Below are 16,504 nucleotides of genomic sequence, written 5' to 3'. Positions count from 1 at the left end.
ATCCAAGTTGGATTCTAGATTGGAGAAGCTGGTGGTGACCGCTGTCGAGGTCCGTGCCACGCCGCGGCGCTACGCCGCACTGGCCATCCTGTTAGTCCTGTTCTCGACCGGTTGGGCCGCGAACCACTTCGCCGCGCTGTTACCCGCCCTGGCCGATACCCGCGGCCTATCGCGCGCGGCGCTCAACGGCGCGTTCGGCATCTATGCGTTGGGATTGTTGCCCGGGCTGCTGGCCAGCGGCGGGCTGTCGGATCGACTTGGCCGGCGTCCGGTCGTGCTGTGCGGCGCACTCGTCGCGGCGCTGGGGAACCTCATCATGCTCGCGCAACCCGACCAAACGGGCATCCTCCTGGGACGCCTGATCCTCGGTGTGGGTGTCGGCTTGACGGTCAGCGCCGGCACCGTGTGGACAGCCGAGGTCCACGGCGAAGGCGGCGCCATTGCCGCGGGGGTTGCGTTGACGGCCGGCTTTGCCTTAGGTCCCCTGTTTTCCGGATTGACGTCGCAGGCCATGCGAGGCGGTGGTCGTTCCGTTCATTGTCACGGTCGTCTTGTCGGCAGCCACCGCGCTGGTCGCGTCGCGGCTGCGTATCCCCCACGCACCGCCTGCTGCAGCTGCTTCGACCGCGCCGGCGGATGACACCACGGGCCGCAGCACCTCACTGACGTTGAAGTCAGCCTTGCCGATGGCGGTGTGGGTGTTCTCGTCGGCGAGCGTCGCGATGGTCACGATGGCCGCGCGCATCGGCGAACGTTACAGCGGCCCTTGGGTTCCCGGTATCGCGGCCGCGGTGACGCTCGGTTCGGGCGCCGTTATCCAGCTCATCGCGCGGCGCATGAATGCGGGGCCGCAGGCCGGCGTTGCGGGCGCCACGTTGGCCGCGATTGGTTTTCTTCTTGCCGCAGCGGGTGGCCCGGCTCCCAGCATGCCGCTGTTTCTGGTCACTGCGTTGCTGCTTGGTTGCGGATACGGGCTCTGCTTGCGCGACGGCCTCAGCGATGTCGAGTCGATGGCGCCCGCCGAGATCCGCGGGATCCTGACCGGATTGTTTTACATCGGCGCTTACCTTGGATTTGCGCTACCAGTGGTGTTGATCGTCTTCCGACCTTTTGCCGGTGTGACGGCACCGCTGCTGGTTTTGGCCGGCCTGGCCGCGACGTCAGCGGTGTTTCGCGTCGTGCACATCACGGCGGATCAGCGGCCGTGTGAGGCGGTGACGGCATGAAGCAGCGGTATTCGTTCGGTGTGATCACGGTGCTTGGCGCCGCTGTGTTGATCTCTGGGTGCACGTCGGTCGTCAGCGGCAATGCCCGCTCTGCAGTGCATCTGACGCCAAACTCGGTCATTGGTAGCACAATTCAGCGAGTGATGCTCGGGAACGGGGCACTTTCCGGAATCTTCGATCAGCCGTTCCGGCTCGGTCGGCTGCCCGCGCCGCAGGTCGGTGGCCCGGAAGTGCTGCGCACTGATGCGGTGCCAGGGCCGCCCGATTGCCTTGGTGTCGCACGGATGCTCGAACGCAATGTATATCAATCGACCGGCGTCAGGAACGTCGCCGTCGAGACGTGGAAGCCCAGCACCAGAAGGGCTTTCGTCCTCGACGTGGAGGAGGGCGTGGTCAGCGTCGCCTCACCACGCGATGCGCAGACATTGTTCGACACGTTCGCTGAACAATGGCACCGCTGTGACGATGCGCGGCAAAGCTTTCGGGTAGGTGAGACGAAGGTCGACGCCACGATCACCAACGTCGACGTTGCCCCCGCTATTCTGGCCGCCACCGTGCGGATGCATTTTCCCACCTTGGATCTTGACGCCGACCCGATCTACACGGTCCGGGCGCTGGGAGTGCGCGGCAACTGCCTTGTCGAGGTGAAAGTGGAATACTCCCGCCGGTTCAAGCCCACACACCCAAAGCCGGGTGAGATGAATACGAGTGCGGTCACCATCGCCCGGGCCATGATGTACAACATCAGCGCGCTTCCGTAAACGCCGGTGGCTCAACAGTTAAGCGGACCGGTGTTCCGAGTCGCCGCCGTAGGCGTCGTCCAGATGCATCCTCAGACGCTCCAATAGTGCCTGGCGGTCATCCCGTTCCACGGCTGCGGCCAGCGAGCGGTGTTCGTCGATCAACTCCGCCGCCCGCGGCTCGTTCACCGATTGGCTCTGATTGAGCAGCACGGCTTGGCGGTCGCGAATCTGGTCGTAGAAATCCGTGAGATAAGTGTTGCCGCCCGCGGCCACGAATGCGCGATGGAACTGTAATGACAACGTGGCAAAGCGGGCCCAGTCCCCCGCGTCGACCGCCGCGGCTTCCTCGTCGACGATCTGTTTCAGCGTCACCCCCAGCTCGGTGCGATCTTGTTGTGAAAGATCAAGCACACCACCGGTTTCCAACACCAGCCGCGCTTGCAACAGCTGGCGCACGTCATCGTCGGATAATCCGCGCACCAACGCGCCGCGCTTCGGATAGATCCGCACCCACCCCTCGTGCTGCAACTGGACCAAGGCCAACCGCACCGGGGTACGGCTCATTTCGAGGGACTGTGCAATATCGTTCTCACTCAACATTTCTCCGGAGGCAATGCTTCCGGAGACGATGCGGTCTCGCAGATGCTGGTAAGCACGCGCCGACGCGCTGGAGCCGTCCTTGGCAGCCATGCCCCATCCCTTCCTTGGATCCATGTCGGATTCTAGAGGAGCGTGGCGGCTCTCGGCCAGTACGGACCCGGCGCTACTATGCGCTGGTGGCCCACTGGCTGGCTTGTTGTGCCAGTTGCACCCGGGAGCGCAGTCCGAGCTTCCTGTAGATGTGGGTCAGGTGGGTGGCGACCCTCTTTGGCGACACGAATAGTCGCGTCCTACGGGTGGGAGTCGCTGACGCCGACCGAGCACGAGGTGGTCATGCTGGTCAGCGAGGGTCTGCCTACAAGGCGATCGCGACGGCACGACGTCCCCACTTCGGGTGCCACGCACAAAGCAAAATAATCAGATTTCCTACTGCAGAACACTTTTCGAGGAGTACCACCTGCTTGCTGCGTTGATGCCCGCAGCGTAATAGCGCCTACGACACCGTATTCAGAGAGCATCAAGCGCGAGCCCTAGTCTGCCATGACACATCATTCACCTGCTGACAGGCTGATCAGCTGCTCGAGTTGGCGGCCGACGTCGCGCACACCGGAGAAGAAGCCGCCGAATTGCGCGCCTTTCATGATGTTCGGAGCGCCCCGTTGACGATGATGGCGCCGCTGCGCAGGGGCGCGAACAGATCGCCCATCGGTATCTGAATCTCCAGGGAGGTCAGTGCCGGCAGGAACTGCACTGGCAGTGTCCAATCCACCATGGTCTGGCCGAACAGGAACGCGTTGGCCATTTTGACCGGCGCCTCGACGACAGCAGTCAACGCTCCGAGCACGTTGCCGGCGTGCAGGGCGGCGGTGAACGCGGAGACGCTGGTCTGCAGCGCGATCAGCGCGTTGACCGGCGCACCGAGGAAGTCGATCGCCAGGGCGAGCGGCGTGCCGAAGAAGATTTCGAAGCCACGCAAACCGCCATGCAGGAAGAAGCTGAAGTCGGTGAGGTTACCCATCACCCGGGAGAAGTTCTGCACCATCTGCGTGGTCACCGTTTTGACGGCGTTCCAAATCGTCTCGGGATTCAGCGTTTTCAGTGCCTCGAACAGGGTGCGCCAGTAGCCGATCTGGTTGGGGAGCACCTGGTGGAAGAAGGGAAAGCGGGGTTCGACGTTGGGAGGAGGCGGCGGTGGTGCCCCGTTGAGGCCACCCTGGCGGGCGAACCCATGCCGCGACGCGATCGCCTCCGGAGAAAGCGCGCCCGAGCCGAGGCTGCCGAGGCGGTCGTGCCCGGTAACAGACAGATGCCGACCGTTCGCGGTCAGGTGGGCGCGGCTTGCGAGGAGTCCGCTGTGATCGCGTAACAGCAGTGGCCCCAGCGGATTACGGGCCGTGATCATCGATCCGATCGCACTGGCGGGCAGTGTGCGCAGCGGGGCGTGGTTGGCCGCCCCGGCGCGCGCGTAGCTGGCGATGCTGCTGCTGAACGTCTGGACGAAGTTCGTGTGGAACGCGGCGGCCCGCGCGCTGACCGACTGATACACCTGCGCGTGTCCGGTGAACAACTGGGCAATCTGGGCCGACACCGTATCGGCGGCCGGAGCCACCACCGCCGCGGTCGGCACGGCTGCGGCAGCGGTGGCGTCCTCGATCACCGAACCGATACCCGCTAGGTCGCTAGTTACCGCAGCGACACACTCCGGTGCGACGCTCACGATTGACACGTTTCACAACTCCCCTCAACGTTGAAGGCCATCACAGAACCAGGTGCCGTGTGGTCCTCGACACAGCGCTCACGTTAGACAGGGTTCCGACGTCTGATCATCGGTCAAATGTCTGACTTCGCCTCGCGCTTGATGTCGTAGATGCCCACCGATCGTGATGGGCCCGGCGCGGGTTAGCCGTCGGTCTGGTCCCAGGTGCCGGGCAGCAGTGGTGCGTCGTCGCTTACGAGGTCGGCGGTGGGCCGGTGGATGAGCCCCCTGCCTTGCCTGTCGGCATGGACGGTGCCGGTGAATCCCAGTCGCCCGGCACCCTGCGCGTTTGAGAGGCGGGGCGCGTCCAGTTCCGGTGCGTCGCCGGGGGTCAGCTCCATGTATTCGTAGCGGTGGGCCATGTCCTTGGCCCTGGACTGTCTTCTGGCCGCCGTGGCGGAGCGCGCTGTCGTATCGACGTGTCACCGTGCTGAAGTTGCCTGCGCTGCAACCGCTGTCGCGACATCCGCCTGTGGCCCGAGCTCACCACCGAACGGAGGGGCGGGGACCACGACGCAGGGCGGCAATGCAGCCGGCGCCGGCGGGCCGGTTACCGCGCTACTGGCGGCGGGCGCCGGGGCGTGCGGTGGTGCCGTCGGCTCGCTGGCACCAGCGACAGGCGCCGCGGCAAGGGCGGCAAGGCGGTCGCGGGCTGCCGGAATCGGGACGGAACCATTCATCGCCGGCGCGGGCGCGGTACCCCCAGGCATCGGGATTGCGCCGAGCGCCCCCAAGCTTCCCAGGCCCGCGATGCCGAGCAACGACGCCGGCGCGATCAGCGGGAGCAGGTAGGGCATCACCAGCTGACTCGCATGCACCAACGCCATCGATGCATACACCAACACCAGGAAGAAATTGCCGGTCCCGGGGTGCATGATCAGGTCCGGGATCAGCTGAGTCACCAAGGTCCACAGCGTGTGAAACAGCGCCTGCACAATCTGTTGGGCGTGAACGTCGACGGATCGAAGATCCACTTGATTAGGAATTCCAGCTGCTGCAGGATCTGCTGGATCATCCACTTGATCTGGTTGATCAATCCGGTCGTCGGTGTCGGCGGACCCATATCCATTCCGGATGTCGCCGTGCCCGAGCCCATGTCGTCCATCCGGGAGCCGCTCCCCTTCCCGACGATCCGGGGTGTCGGCTGGACGGTAGGCACTGCGGTCAAAGCGGCAGCTGACGCCGCCTGGTAGGCGAACATCGTCTCGGCCGCCTGCACCCACATGCGTACGTAGTCTGCTTCGTTGACCGCAAGCGGAATCGTGTTCATGCCGAAGAAGTTGGTCGCCATCAGCGCCGCGTGCACGGTGTGATTGAGCGCCAATTCCGCCTGGGTGGGCATTGCGACCAGCGTGGCGGCATACGCTCCTGCGGCTGCTTCGTGAAGCGTAGCCGTCGTGGCGTAATCCGCCGCAGTGGCGTCGAGCCACGCCAGATAGAGAAGGTGCGCCGCGACGTACCGACCGGCAGTTGGACCCTGCCACGAGTCAGCCTGGGCATCGACAAGAACTGCAGCCAATTCGGTTGCAGTCTGGGCGTATTGCTCGCTCAGGCGCGACCATTCGGCGGCGGCGGCCAACATGGACCCCGGGCCGGGACCGGCGCTTAACAGGATCGACTGCACCTCTGGAGGCGATGCCATCCATATCGGCGTTGTCATCGGACCACCTCTTACTTCCACAAGATGAGACACGCCGGATTCTGCGCGGCCATACCGGACTGGTCGGGTTAACGACCGCGCGGGTTCCTTCTAATACGTTGACAATTAAGCTCTTTGAGGTATGCGGTCAGATTAGTCACGCCAGACCCCCACTGTTTGAAACGCCAGAAGACTTGCCTTCGGGATCCGCTGGCCGCAAGTGCCAGCAATACCTGCCGTCGGCCAAGGTGCGATGAACGAAGTACTCCAACTCCCCTGGCTCCGCGGTAGCAAGGAAAGCAGCGGTGAGGTGCCACCTCAGATTGCCCGCCGTGGGCCGCGGGGCCGCGCTGCTACGCTGCATAATATTGCTCGTCGAGTCGGTGGCAAGGGATCCGACTGAGGAAGTCGTTGAAGAACAACATCTTTGGCGGAAGCTGCTGGGCATACGGGGCGCGGTGTCGGCCGCAGACTCCACTGAAACCGGGCTGCGCACCAAACCACTGCGGGTCGAAGTAGCCGACCAAACCGACCGCAGCCGCTTCAAGTCCAAAGTCGTGCAGCAGGATCCGGGCCCAGGATCCCCCGCGCGCGGGCGCACAAACCAGCCACGCGTCGCAGGAGCGTCAGTCCGCTGGTCAACCGTGGCGCCAATGACTGGCGTCGCGCCATGATCGGGCGACATCGGCCCATCCTCGTCACCCTTGGGCGTTATGCGAGTCCACCGATCCACATGGCGAGTCACCGCGGCGTTATGCGGGGTGCTGCCCACTCCCTCGAGAGACAGCACCCCGCATCGACACTATTGATGGCCGGTAGCGGTTTTAGTCGCGGGCGAACGCCATTGCCAGCTCCCTCTCCACGTCGGCATAAGGCCGGCCGGAAAAGTCGAGACTGACACTGGTGATGTGTCCCGCCGATGAATCGGAACGGCGCCTCGTAGCGGCTCGACACGGGTGACCCGTCGTTGCGGCCCACCGTGATGCTGGCTCCGGCCAAACTGAAGGTTCCCGGATGGGTGATCACCCCGGCCTGAGCCTCGACCACACGCTCGTCGATGAACAGCGACACGTCCCCAATGGGTGTGTGGCTATTTTGCGCCGTTCCCATCCGCGAGAACCGGACACCGAAGACGTGACGCCCCAATGGCACCGGCTCCGGGGACGAGATCAGCTGTTGCTGCTCACCGAGGAAGTTGTAGACGTAATGCAGGCATCCGTCCTGGATGAACAACACATGCCCGCCGTGCGCGCCGCCTTGCTTGAACAGCACGCCCTCGGCGCCGGCGGTATCCACGGTCACGTCGGCCAGCACGGCGAACGATCGGCCCCGGATCTCCGGCGCAGCACCCACGCCCACGCCCGCACAGTCGGGATAGTACGTGTAGCTGACCCGCTCGCCGGACAGGTTAGGCCGCCACTGATTGCTCGTCTCGACCACATTGAGATCCGAAAGCGGCAGACCGTTGTACTTGGCGGCCTCCGAAAACCACAGCGCCTTGAGCTCTTCCAGCTTCTCGGGATGCTTGGCAGCCAAGTCCTCATACTGGCTGCGGTCGGCCTCGATGTGGAAAAGCTCCCAACGATCGGCATCGAAGTTGGACCAACCTGCTGGAGAGGCGGCGTGCACGGTGTTGGCGAACCAACCGTTGTGCCAGATCCCACGGGTGCCCAGCATCGTGTAGAACTGCGTGTGCTTTCCGGTCTCGGCGGCCGGATCGTCCAGGGCCGCCTTGAAACTCACGCCGTCCAGCGGCTTCTGGGTGATGCCCTTGACCGTCTCCGGCGGGCTCATGTCCAGCAGGTCATAGACGGTGGGGGTGATGTCGGAGACGTTGACATAGTTGTCGCGAATCTCACCGTGAGCCGCGATCCCGTTGGGCCAGAAGATGATAGCGGGATCGGCGATACCACCCTCATGGGAGGCATAGCGCTTGTAGAGCTTGTAGGGCGTGTTGAACGCCATTGCCCAGCCGATCGGGTAATGGTTGAACGTCTCGGGCCCACCCAGCTGGTCGAAGAGCTTCATGCTCTCCTCGACGGTGTCGATGTACCCGTTGAAGAACTTGCCCTCGTTCACCGATCCGTTGGGGCCGCCCTCACCGCTGGCGCCGTTGTCGGAGATCACCACGATGATCGTGTTGTCCAACTGACCGGACTCCTCGAGATAGTCCAGGATCCGACCGATCTGGGCGTCGGTGTAGCTCAGGAAGCCGGCGAACACCTCGGCCATCCGGCTGAAGAGCTTCTTCTCTTTGCGGTCCAGCGAGCGCCAGGGTCGCACGGTGTCCTGCTGTGGCCAGTCTTCTCCGTTAGGGCCCTTGACATCCAGGTACGGGTTGATCGGGGGCAGTTCGGTTTCGATGGGGATCAGCCCCATGGCCTTTTGGTTTTCCAGCACGATCTCGCGGTATTTCTCGTAGCCCATGTCGAACTTGCCAGCGTACTTGTCGGCCCACTCCTTGAAGACATGATGGGGGGCATATCCGGCACCGGGGCACACATAGCTGAACCACGGCTTGTCCGGCGCAATCACCTTGGCATCACGGATGAATTCGATCGTCTTGTCGGCGAGGTCCTTGGACAGGTGGTAGCCGTCCTCCGGCGTGCCGGGCGGATCGACCGGGTGGTTGTCGTAGACCAGGTCGGGGTACCACTGGTCGGTCTCGCCGCCCATGAACCCGTAGAACCGCTCGAAGCCGCGTGAGGTAGGCCAGTGCCGCTTCGTCGACGCTAGATTGGCCTCCTCGAGCGGAGTGAGGTGCCACTTGCCGACACAGTAAGTGTTGTAACCACGCTCGGCCAGCACCTCCGGCAGCAGTGCCGTCTCAAACGGGATGCGGCCGTTGCAGTTCGGAAACCCGTCGGTGAGCTCTTCGATCGTGGCCATCCCCACCGTGGTGGCGTTACGGCCGGTTAGCAGCGACGCCCGGGTCGGGGAACACAGTGCGGTCGTGTGAAACTGCGACAGTCGCACACCCCGCTCGGCAATCCGCGACATGGCCGGCATCTCCACCATGCCGCCGAAGCAGTCCCACGTGGCGATACCGGTGTCATCCCATACCAGGTACAGGATATTCGGAGAATTCTCCGGGGCTGTCGGCGCCGCGTACGGGCCCCAATCCGGCTCCGAATCACGGATATCCAGCTCGATCTTGCCTTTGAACTCTGCCGCCAATTTTCTGCCTCACTTCATCATGCTGCGCGCCCCTTGCGCGTGAGTCGGTCGCCGCCCGACGGCCACACCCTACTAACCGCTCGATTTCCCAGTCTGGTCACATGGTGCCGTCTCACCACCGAATCATATACGTTCCTACCAATCTCATACTTATGCGTCAATCGCATCGTCCTCTAGGTTGCCCGTCGTGACCGAGGCGCAACCGAAATGAAAGGACAGGTCAACGATTGCGCGCCACGATCGACTTCTCCGCATTGCCGCCCTAAATCAACTCGGCACGAATGCATTCCGGTCCCGGGTCGGCACCCATGCTGGCTGCTTCCTCGGGATGTCAAGGGCTCGCCGCCGAACTGCACCTTATGTCACTTTCGTATCGAAACGTTGTCGCGGCGCTGACCGATGACGAATGGCGCGGCCCGGCGGCAGCCTCGATGGCTACTGCGGCAACCGCTTTCGTGACGTGGCTGACCAACGCGGCACGATAGGCGGAGCTGGCGGCCGACCACGCCGCGGCGGCGGCGCGCGCTTACGAAACCGCCTTCGCACAGACCATTTCGCCCGATACTGTCGTGGACAATCGCATCCGCCCGGTCGAGTTGGTCTCCACCAACTCCTTGGGTCACAACTCACTGGCGATCGCGGCCGTCGAAGCGCAGTACGATGAAATGTGGGCCCAGGACGCCATCGCGATGTACAGCTATGCAAGCGCATCGGCTACCGCCACACGGTTGGTTCCCTTCTCGACACCGACACCGGTCGTGAGCAACATGGGCGCGCTGGCCACTGCTACTTTTGACGCCGCGCGAGAAGGCAGCGGGGTCGACAAATCGGCTTGGCAGCAATTGATTACGTCGATACCCGACGCCCTGCAGGAACTTGCTTCCCCGCGGTCGGAGACCCACGCCGGCCGCTCGCCGGACCACCTATTCGCCGGCTCGGCTGCGGTCCACCGGTGCCGCCATGGTTGCAGACCTTGTGGAGCAACTGAGGACCCAACGCCACCTTGTGGGACACGATCTTCTCATCAGCGTTCTTCATGCCCGGCAACTGGTTAGGCAATGTCACCGACTTCATGGGGCTCAACGGCGGACAGACCGCGTCGGCACTCAGTGACACCGCCGGCGCCGCACTGGCGTCGGCCGCCACCGAATCCGTGGAAGCCGCACACGTGGGCGGCGCGGCGGCGACCGCCGGCGTCGGCAAGGCAGCATTGATCGGACCGCTATCGGTCCCGGCGGGTTGGGCGTCAATGCCTCCGTCGGCGGTCACGGTGGCCTCGGCGCCGGCAGGCACACCCATGGTTGCGCCCCCGAGCACAACTGCCGTACCCGGCATGCCGGGCGGCGCACCGGCGACCCGTTCCTACGGCCGCCCCACGCCGCAATACGGTTTCCGGCCCACCTTCGGGACGCGGCTGCCGTCGGCGGGGTGAGCGCCCACGGGTCGCTTTCGGCGTTTTCGACCACTAGTTGACCCAGCGTCCGATTTCCAGCCGCCGAAGCCGACGCTCGCGCGCCGACAAGCCGCCCTAGGCACCAAAGCGCTCGTCATGTTCCATGGCGTACTCCAAGCACTGCTCGCGCACCCGGCAAGACAGACAGACCGATTTGGCATCACGGTCGGGGCTCTTATCGTGGGGAAAGAAGACCTGGGATCGGTTGTGGCACATAGTACGCGGTCCTGCCAATGCTCGACCGCGCCACCCGCCAAAGGCATTGGCTCGGGAACCGAACCGGCCTCAGTTACCTTAGCCACAACAGTGAGCCTGTCTCAGCGCAGACGGGCCATCATCGGTCAAAGCTCCGAGGTTTATCGCGGCACCAGGTCTGAGATGTCTGGCTGCGAACCTTGGCACGAGGGGGCGATGCGGCGCACAAACTGCAGGGCGTCGACGAACGCGTGGTGCGGCGCCGCGAGATGGCCCGCCTCGGGATAGAAATGGTAATCAACCTCGCTGCCCTTGGCGCGCAGATCGTGGGCAAGGCGGACCACCGTACCGGGCACACATAATTCGTCGTTGCCGCCCTCGGCGAGCATGACGGGCCGGTCCAATCGCTGACGTGGCACCTCTAATGGCGCCTAGTCCACGGCAGCGGTCAGTCGACGCACGGCCTCCATGTCGGTCTTCTCCCCGGGAGCCAACGCCAACAACGGTTTTCCCCACAGCGGCAGAAGGTTCCCAGCACGGTGCCGGGCTCCTGCAGGAAGCTGGTGCGCCACCCAACACCGTCACCATCCAATTCCCCGACCGACTCCCACTACGACCCAAAGACAAACCGCCGCAACACCTTACACAGCTACCTTGACAAGCCCGCGAAACTGCCCTCGCCGGCTCGTGCGGGATCGCCAACCCGACATCACCGACCTCACTGGCCACGGTCTTGGGTGTGAACCCGTTACGGGCATTGGGAAGGTGGATTCAAGGTTTGGTTGCAACAGTTGTGTCTGTCGGGGTGGACAGTAGCTTGTTGAGGCGGTTGGTGGGGTTGTCCCAGTTGAAGCGTTTTCGGGGTCGTCCGTTGAGTTCGTCGGCGACGTAGGCGAGGTGTTCGGCGTCGTGCACCGAAAGGTCGGTGCCCTTTGGAAAGTATTGCCGTAGTAGGCCGTTGGTGTTCTCATTGCTACCGCGCTGCCAGGGTGAGTGGGGATCGCAGAAGTAAACCTCGATGCCGGTGTCGATGCTGATGCGGGCGTGGTGGGCCATTTCGTGGCCTTGGTCCCAGGTCACGGTGCGGCGCAAGGTGGCGGGCAGGTCTTTGACCGCGGCGATCATGGCCTCGGCGACGGCCTCGGCGCTACGGGTATGGGGTAGGTGCAGCAGTCGGACATATCCGGTGGAACGTTCAACCAGCGTGCCGATTTGAGAGGCCTGGTCCTGCCGATGATCAGGTCTCCTTCCCAATGGCCTGGCACGGCGCGGTCGTTAGCTTCGGCGGGCCGCTCACTGATGTTGACCATGCCTTGGATACGGCCGCGGCCGTCACCGGCGCGGGCCCGTCGGCGCGGTTTACGCAACGCGCGCCCGGTGCGCAGGCATGTCCTCAGTTCCCGGCGCAGTTCTCCGCGCCCTTGCACGTAAAGCGCCTGGTAGATGGTTTCGTGGGACACCTGCATCTCCGGGCGGTCAGGATAGGTCGCGGTCAATACCCCGGCGATCTGTTCGGGGCTGTACTTGTTGACCAACAACGCTTGCACCTCGGCCCGCAATTGCTCACAGCGGCCCAACTTGCCGGTCTTGGGTCGACGCGCCCGTTGCTCGCTGCGCCGCTGAGCGATGCGCGCCGAGTAGCCCGACTTCGCGTCCCAACCGGCCCGGCGGGCCCGAACCGATACCGGGCGCGATAACGGCCCACATGCCCTCGCATGACACCGTTGTGGGCAATCTCGCGCATGATCGTCGACGGCGCCCGGCCCAACCGGCGCGCCATCGAACGGATCGACTCACCGTGCGCGGTGCCGATCATGATCTGTTCACGCTCATCCGCCGACAGCCGCGGCCGTCGCTGTCCTTGAGGCTTTGACCATCGTGGATTCACACCACCAAACCTGCGAAACCACTTGCTACCGCACGTCGCCGACACGCCGACCGCCACCCCGGCATCCTCCGAGGACCATCCCGCAGCGATCAAATCCCAATACCGCCGCTGCACCACCAACAACTGAGGCTGACCCGTCATCAACACCCCTAACTACGAAGTGTTGCAACCACCCCTTGAACTCAAGGAAGTTCACGCCCGATCGGATCACCCTTCTCATAGCCCAAGTGGTCGGTCAGCTCGGCAGCCAGTCCACGCTCCAGAACCGCTTTGACCATCTCAGGTAAGAACCCGCCCTCACCGGTCAACTGCAACTGGCCGGCGTCGATCTTGGCCAACACATCGTCCAACACACCTGCGGACTGCAAGCCCTGAACAGCATCAGCGCCCGACATCGGCCCGTCAGTGATCACATCCACCGATACTGCTCCATTCATCAGCAGCCACCGCTACACAAACCATCTGACACGCCCCGGAGAGGAACAAGTCCTGCTATGGCAGCCAGCAAACGATCCATCATTGGCGGTGTCCACACCCGCGCGGCAACGCATCACGCCGCGGTCATCGACCTCAACGGCCGACTGATCGCCGATGCCGAATTCCCTGCCACACCAGCCGGTTACGCATCAATGCTGACATGGATGTGCGGGAAGGGGAAACTAGGTCAAGTCGGCGTCGAAGGAACCGGGGCCTACGGGGCCGGACTGGCTCGCTACCTGCACGATCAAGGCATCGAAGTGCTCGAAGTGTCACGTCCTGACCGACGTATCCGCCGCCAGCGCGGCAAGAGCGATCCCATCGACGATGAAGCTGCAGCGCGAACCGCGCTGGCAGGCAAGGCAAGCGGCGCACCGAAGCTCGCCGACGGTCCGATCGAGGCCATCCGGATGCTGCGCATCGCCCGCAACGGAGCGGTCAAGGCCCGCACAGCCGCCCTGAACACCCTGCGCTCGATGGTCATCACCGCTCCCGAGCCGTTACGCACCCAGCTGCGGTCCCTATCCCCGGCACAACTGGTCACCGCCTGCGCACGTCTGCGGCCCGACCTGACCAACCTCGCCGAGCCAGTCCAGGGAGCTAAACATGCCTTGCGCTCGATAGCCCTACGGGTTTAACATCTTGACACCGAAAAACGTTCCCTACGAAAGCAACTCGATGAACTCATCCAAGCTGCCGCACCTGCCACCAGTGCTGTGTTCGGGCTTGGCCCAGATACCATCTCCGCATTACTGATCACCATCGGCGACAACCCCGACAGGCTACGCAGTGAAGCCGCGTTCGCTCACCTCTGCGGTGTCGGCCCCGATCCCAGCATCGTCGGGCAAAACCAACCGACACCGGCTGCACCGCGGCGGTGACCGGGCCAGCAACAGCGCCCTTCATATCGCCACAGTCGTCCGGCTGCGCTACGACCCCCGCAGCCGTGCCTACGCCGACCGCTGCACCAGCGAGGGCCTGTCAATGCCCGAAATCATCCGATGCCAGAAGCGTTACCTGGCTCGCGAGATCTTTCACGCGCTGCGCGCCGACTACGCGAAACTCAGCACTTGACATCTCTAGGAGCGTCCTTGACGATCTGCCGCAGCGCGTACTTTTCCCACTCGGCATCCGCCAACGACCGCTCGAGGGTGGCGTTCTCGCGTTCGAGGTCCTTGAGACGTTTGGCATCCTCGGCCTTCAGCCGACCGAACTGGTTGCGCCACCGGTGATAGGTAGCCTCGGAGACACCCAGTTCACAGCAGACCGCCGCGGTGCCTTACCCTCGGCCAGCAGCCGGACAGCCGCCGTCAGCTTACGCACAATCTGCTCGGGACTGTGCCACTTCCCTCGTCGCCATAATCTTGTCGAGCCTTCCTACCCACAACGCGGGCCGAAAGACTCTCATAAACCATGGACCAACCAATCGGGGTCAGGCCAGGATGACGCCGAAACCAGGCATGCTCAGAATAATTTCGGCGTGACGGTGGCCGCGAAATCGTTCCTCGATCATCGTCCAGGTGAGACTGTCGGTACGGTCAGCACCGCTCTGGATTCCGGGACCTTCCAGTTAGGGTACTGTGCGCCAAGACCCAGTCCATTCATACAGTTCTGCACTCGTCTCGTATTCACGTAGTTCCGCGATGAGACCGTTGGCCAGTCGTGCGATTGTTGCTCCCTCGAAACGGCGTCGCTTGTTATTCCACGTGTAGTCGAACACCCATTGTGCAGCCACATCATTATCGGTCGAGAATACGTCAGTAACCCTCCACGAATGGACTTGCCCACCAGTTTCGAACCACGTCTCTGCCCAGTCGCGCACCCTGTTTCGCCCGCGGTAGATAGGCCCATAGCATTCAGTAATCACGCAGTCATCGGTCACAGTCGCCACGATCCTCAAGGGATCAGCAGCTACCCACGCGTCCATATACTCGGCGAGGACAGTCATACGAACGAATGTAGCGCCTGTGCGAGAGTTCGGTCTAGGTAAGGCGATTTCGGTGTCGAGGGTGGTGGCGTGGCGTGCGGACTGTCCTCGGGCATCGCGTAAAACTCGGCCACGATTAAGCGGTTGAAGCCTGCCGCGTCCGGCGCAAGTGCCACTCGCGTGACCGAACCGCGTGAACTGGTCCACGAGATCTGTACCCGTGATTGTAGGTCCACCGTTGTGGGAGCTGGGGGCAGAGTGATCATCGGGAGGTCACATGCCCCGTATGTATTCGTCTTCAGCCCGCCGGCAAATCGTTGGCTGCGATCGGGTCAACCTGTCGCTGCCGTGGCGGTCCAGACCGGGATCTGTCAGGCCACCCTGTTTCGGTGGAAGCGCCAGGCGCTAATCGATGCCGGAGTCATCGAGGGCATCCCACGTGTGGAGGCCGCGGTGATACTTCGCTTCAGCGACACCCAGCTCGTGGCACACCGCCGCGGTGTCCTTACCCTCGGCCAGCAGCCGGTCGGCCGCGGCCAGCTTACGCACAATCTGCTCGGGACTGTGCCACTTCCTCGTCGCCATAATCTTGTCGAGCCTTCCTACCCACAACGGGGGCCGCAAGACTCTCATAAGCCATGGATCAACCGATCGGGTTCAGGCCAGCCAGGCTGGTTGAGCTCGACTGCCAATGTCGGGTTGCAGTGTGCGCCGTGGGTGATGAAGTCCTTGACGCATTCTCCGGCCATGTCTCGGAATTTGATGTCGTTGCCGCCGATCGATACCGCTATGAGTTTGATGTCTTTGGCCAGGGCATACTGCATGAGTTGGTCTACTTGTCTCGGTTCACCTTTGAATGACGATTGGTCGATATCGGCAGTGGTGGCGCCCGAGCACGCAACGTTGACGCGGTCTGGCTGGGCAATGGTGTAGTTGCGGTTGCCGACTTGGACTTGGGACACGTAGGTGATTTCGGCGCCGCTGGATCGATCGCAGCCGTTCTTGAAGGACGTTCCGTACACCCGTTTGGGGTCGTGCGCGCACACCGTTTCCCAGGGGCCGCAGAGGTAGGCAGCGAGATCGGTGCCGTGTCGACTGCCTGGCATGGAGGCTTCGCCGTTTCCTTGCCACCGTCCGCCTTCCCCGGAGATGTAGCTGTCGCCGAGGGCGATGACCGCGGGGGATTTCACGTCGGCTCGTAACGCGGCCATGGAGAAGGGCGAAACGATCATCGCCACCTCGAGGGTCACGACGCTGGCCAGTACAGTCACGACGGTTCTGTATGGGTTCACCGGGATTCCAATCAATGTGCGTATCGGAGATGCATAAAGACGCCAATTGTTCGAATTCGATCATCATCTTCGACGCGGTGAACTCCAATATCAGTTACCACTTTGATTTCATTCTGTAATGTATGTGCGCG

The 16,504-nt window shown here is 63.2% G+C and carries 14 protein-coding genes and 9 pseudogenes; 8 read left to right on the top strand and 15 right to left on the bottom strand.

The genetic code is table 11. The annotated features are described in order from the left end of the window. Positions 1 to 7 precede the first annotated feature (7 nt). The 3 genes from G6N54_RS30865 to G6N54_RS28255 are packed head-to-tail and all read left to right on the top strand — an operon-like array spanning position 8 to position 1,987. Complete coding sequence (locus tag G6N54_RS30865; protein WP_232073081.1) at positions 8 to 640, top strand: MFS transporter; 633 nt, start codon at positions 8 to 10, stop codon at positions 638 to 640. Positions 641 to 668: 28 nt separating this feature from the next. Next, positions 669 to 1,226, top strand: a complete 558-nt coding sequence (locus G6N54_RS30860; RefSeq protein ID WP_232073079.1) for an MFS transporter — start codon at positions 669 to 671, stop codon at positions 1,224 to 1,226. Next, positions 1,223 to 1,987 carry a sensor domain-containing protein gene (locus tag G6N54_RS28255; protein ID WP_264078298.1) on the top strand — a complete coding sequence of 255 codons (765 nt, stop codon included), beginning with the start codon at positions 1,223 to 1,225 and terminating at the stop codon, positions 1,985 to 1,987. The genes G6N54_RS30860 and G6N54_RS28255 overlap by 4 nt, the downstream gene beginning before the upstream one ends. An 18-nt stretch (positions 1,988 to 2,005) precedes the next feature. Here G6N54_RS28255 and G6N54_RS28250 read toward each other — a convergent pair whose 3' ends face one another. The 7 genes and pseudogenes from G6N54_RS28250 to G6N54_RS28220 form a co-directional block, all read right to left on the bottom strand. Continuing rightward, a complete protein-coding gene (locus G6N54_RS28250) occupies positions 2,006 to 2,659 on the bottom strand; it encodes a GntR family transcriptional regulator (protein WP_163793988.1) in 654 nt (217 codons plus the stop codon). A gap of 76 nt (positions 2,660 to 2,735) precedes the next feature. Continuing rightward, positions 2,736 to 2,855 (bottom strand): annotated as a pseudogene (locus tag G6N54_RS28245) (LuxR C-terminal-related transcriptional regulator); the annotation flags it as partial. Positions 2,856 to 3,206: 351 nt separating this feature from the next. Next, on the bottom strand, positions 3,207 to 4,286 hold the full coding sequence (locus G6N54_RS28240; protein WP_232073077.1) for a PE family protein: 1,080 nt from the start codon (positions 4,284 to 4,286) through the stop codon (positions 3,207 to 3,209). Between the two features lie 182 nt (positions 4,287 to 4,468). After that, the gene (locus G6N54_RS28235; protein ID WP_163793982.1) at positions 4,469 to 4,687 is read right to left on the bottom strand and encodes a hypothetical protein; all 219 of its coding nucleotides are present in this window, start codon (positions 4,685 to 4,687) and stop codon (positions 4,469 to 4,471) included. A gap of 60 nt (positions 4,688 to 4,747) precedes the next feature. Continuing rightward, on the bottom strand, positions 4,748 to 5,227 hold the full coding sequence (locus G6N54_RS28230; protein WP_163793980.1) for a hypothetical protein: 480 nt from the start codon (positions 5,225 to 5,227) through the stop codon (positions 4,748 to 4,750). A 206-nt stretch (positions 5,228 to 5,433) separates the two neighbouring features. After that, positions 5,434 to 5,985 (bottom strand): annotated as a pseudogene (locus tag G6N54_RS28225) (PPE family protein); the annotation flags it as partial. A gap of 803 nt (positions 5,986 to 6,788) precedes the next feature. Beyond that, positions 6,789 to 9,141 (bottom strand): annotated as a pseudogene (locus G6N54_RS28220) (sulfatase-like hydrolase/transferase). Positions 9,142 to 9,422: 281 nt separating this feature from the next. Between G6N54_RS28220 and G6N54_RS30855 the strand changes: the two are divergent. Beyond that, a pseudogene (locus G6N54_RS30855) lies at positions 9,423 to 10,196 on the top strand (PPE family protein). Continuing rightward, the gene (locus tag G6N54_RS30850) at positions 10,145 to 10,573 is read left to right on the top strand and encodes a PE/PPE C-terminal domain-containing protein (RefSeq protein WP_232073075.1); all 429 of its coding nucleotides are present in this window, start codon (positions 10,145 to 10,147) and stop codon (positions 10,571 to 10,573) included. Before G6N54_RS30855 ends, G6N54_RS30850 begins: the two are co-directional and overlap by 52 nt. Positions 10,574 to 10,669: 96 nt before the next feature. Here G6N54_RS30850 and G6N54_RS28210 read toward each other — a convergent pair whose 3' ends face one another. The 4 genes and pseudogenes from G6N54_RS28210 to G6N54_RS28195 all read right to left on the bottom strand — a co-directional run. Next, complete coding sequence (locus G6N54_RS28210) at positions 10,670 to 10,810, bottom strand: WhiB family transcriptional regulator (RefSeq protein ID WP_269475874.1); 141 nt, start codon at positions 10,808 to 10,810, stop codon at positions 10,670 to 10,672. A gap of 140 nt (positions 10,811 to 10,950) precedes the next feature. After that, positions 10,951 to 11,193 carry an alpha/beta hydrolase family protein gene (locus G6N54_RS28205; protein WP_163793976.1) on the bottom strand — a complete coding sequence of 81 codons (243 nt, stop codon included), beginning with the start codon at positions 11,191 to 11,193 and terminating at the stop codon, positions 10,951 to 10,953. A gap of 367 nt (positions 11,194 to 11,560) precedes the next feature. Further along, positions 11,561 to 12,818 (bottom strand): annotated as a pseudogene (locus G6N54_RS28200) (IS30 family transposase). A 44-nt stretch (positions 12,819 to 12,862) separates the two neighbouring features. Further along, a pseudogene (locus tag G6N54_RS28195) lies at positions 12,863 to 13,072 on the bottom strand (IS256 family transposase); the annotation flags it as partial. 99 nt (positions 13,073 to 13,171) lie between these two features. Between G6N54_RS28195 and G6N54_RS30845 the strand changes: the two are divergent. From G6N54_RS30845 to G6N54_RS30835, 3 genes and pseudogenes are all read left to right on the top strand, one after another. Further along, a complete protein-coding gene (locus tag G6N54_RS30845; RefSeq protein WP_232073068.1) occupies positions 13,172 to 13,792 on the top strand; it encodes an IS110 family transposase in 621 nt (206 codons plus the stop codon). Positions 13,793 to 13,870: 78 nt separating this feature from the next. Continuing rightward, positions 13,871 to 13,933 (top strand): annotated as a pseudogene (locus G6N54_RS30840) (hypothetical protein); the annotation flags it as partial. Between the two features lie 10 nt (positions 13,934 to 13,943). Then, entirely contained in the window at positions 13,944 to 14,228 is a 285-nt protein-coding gene (locus G6N54_RS30835; RefSeq protein ID WP_232073066.1) for a transposase, read from the top strand. Positions 14,229 to 14,244: 16 nt separating this feature from the next. Here G6N54_RS30835 and G6N54_RS28185 read toward each other — a convergent pair. The 4 genes and pseudogenes from G6N54_RS28185 to G6N54_RS28170 all read right to left on the bottom strand — a co-directional run. Further along, positions 14,245 to 14,514 (bottom strand): annotated as a pseudogene (locus G6N54_RS28185) (transposase); the annotation flags it as partial. Between the two features lie 210 nt (positions 14,515 to 14,724). After that, positions 14,725 to 15,081 carry a nuclear transport factor 2 family protein gene (locus G6N54_RS31790; RefSeq protein ID WP_408632605.1) on the bottom strand — a complete coding sequence of 119 codons (357 nt, stop codon included), beginning with the start codon at positions 15,079 to 15,081 and terminating at the stop codon, positions 14,725 to 14,727. A gap of 450 nt (positions 15,082 to 15,531) precedes the next feature. After that, positions 15,532 to 15,666: pseudogene (locus G6N54_RS28175) on the bottom strand (IS3 family transposase); the annotation flags it as partial. A gap of 44 nt (positions 15,667 to 15,710) precedes the next feature. Then, positions 15,711 to 16,352 (bottom strand): SGNH/GDSL hydrolase family protein, encoded by a 642-nt coding sequence (locus G6N54_RS28170; RefSeq protein ID WP_163793972.1) that lies wholly within the window; start codon positions 16,350 to 16,352, stop codon positions 15,711 to 15,713. Positions 16,353 to 16,504: the final 152 nt, after the last annotated feature.

This window comes from Mycobacterium stomatepiae (genome assembly GCF_010731715.1).
Classification (GTDB): Bacteria; Actinomycetota; Actinomycetes; order Mycobacteriales; family Mycobacteriaceae; genus Mycobacterium; species Mycobacterium stomatepiae.
Note: the sequence above shows the minus strand (reverse complement) of the source record. Positions and strands in the feature narration are given on the sequence as shown.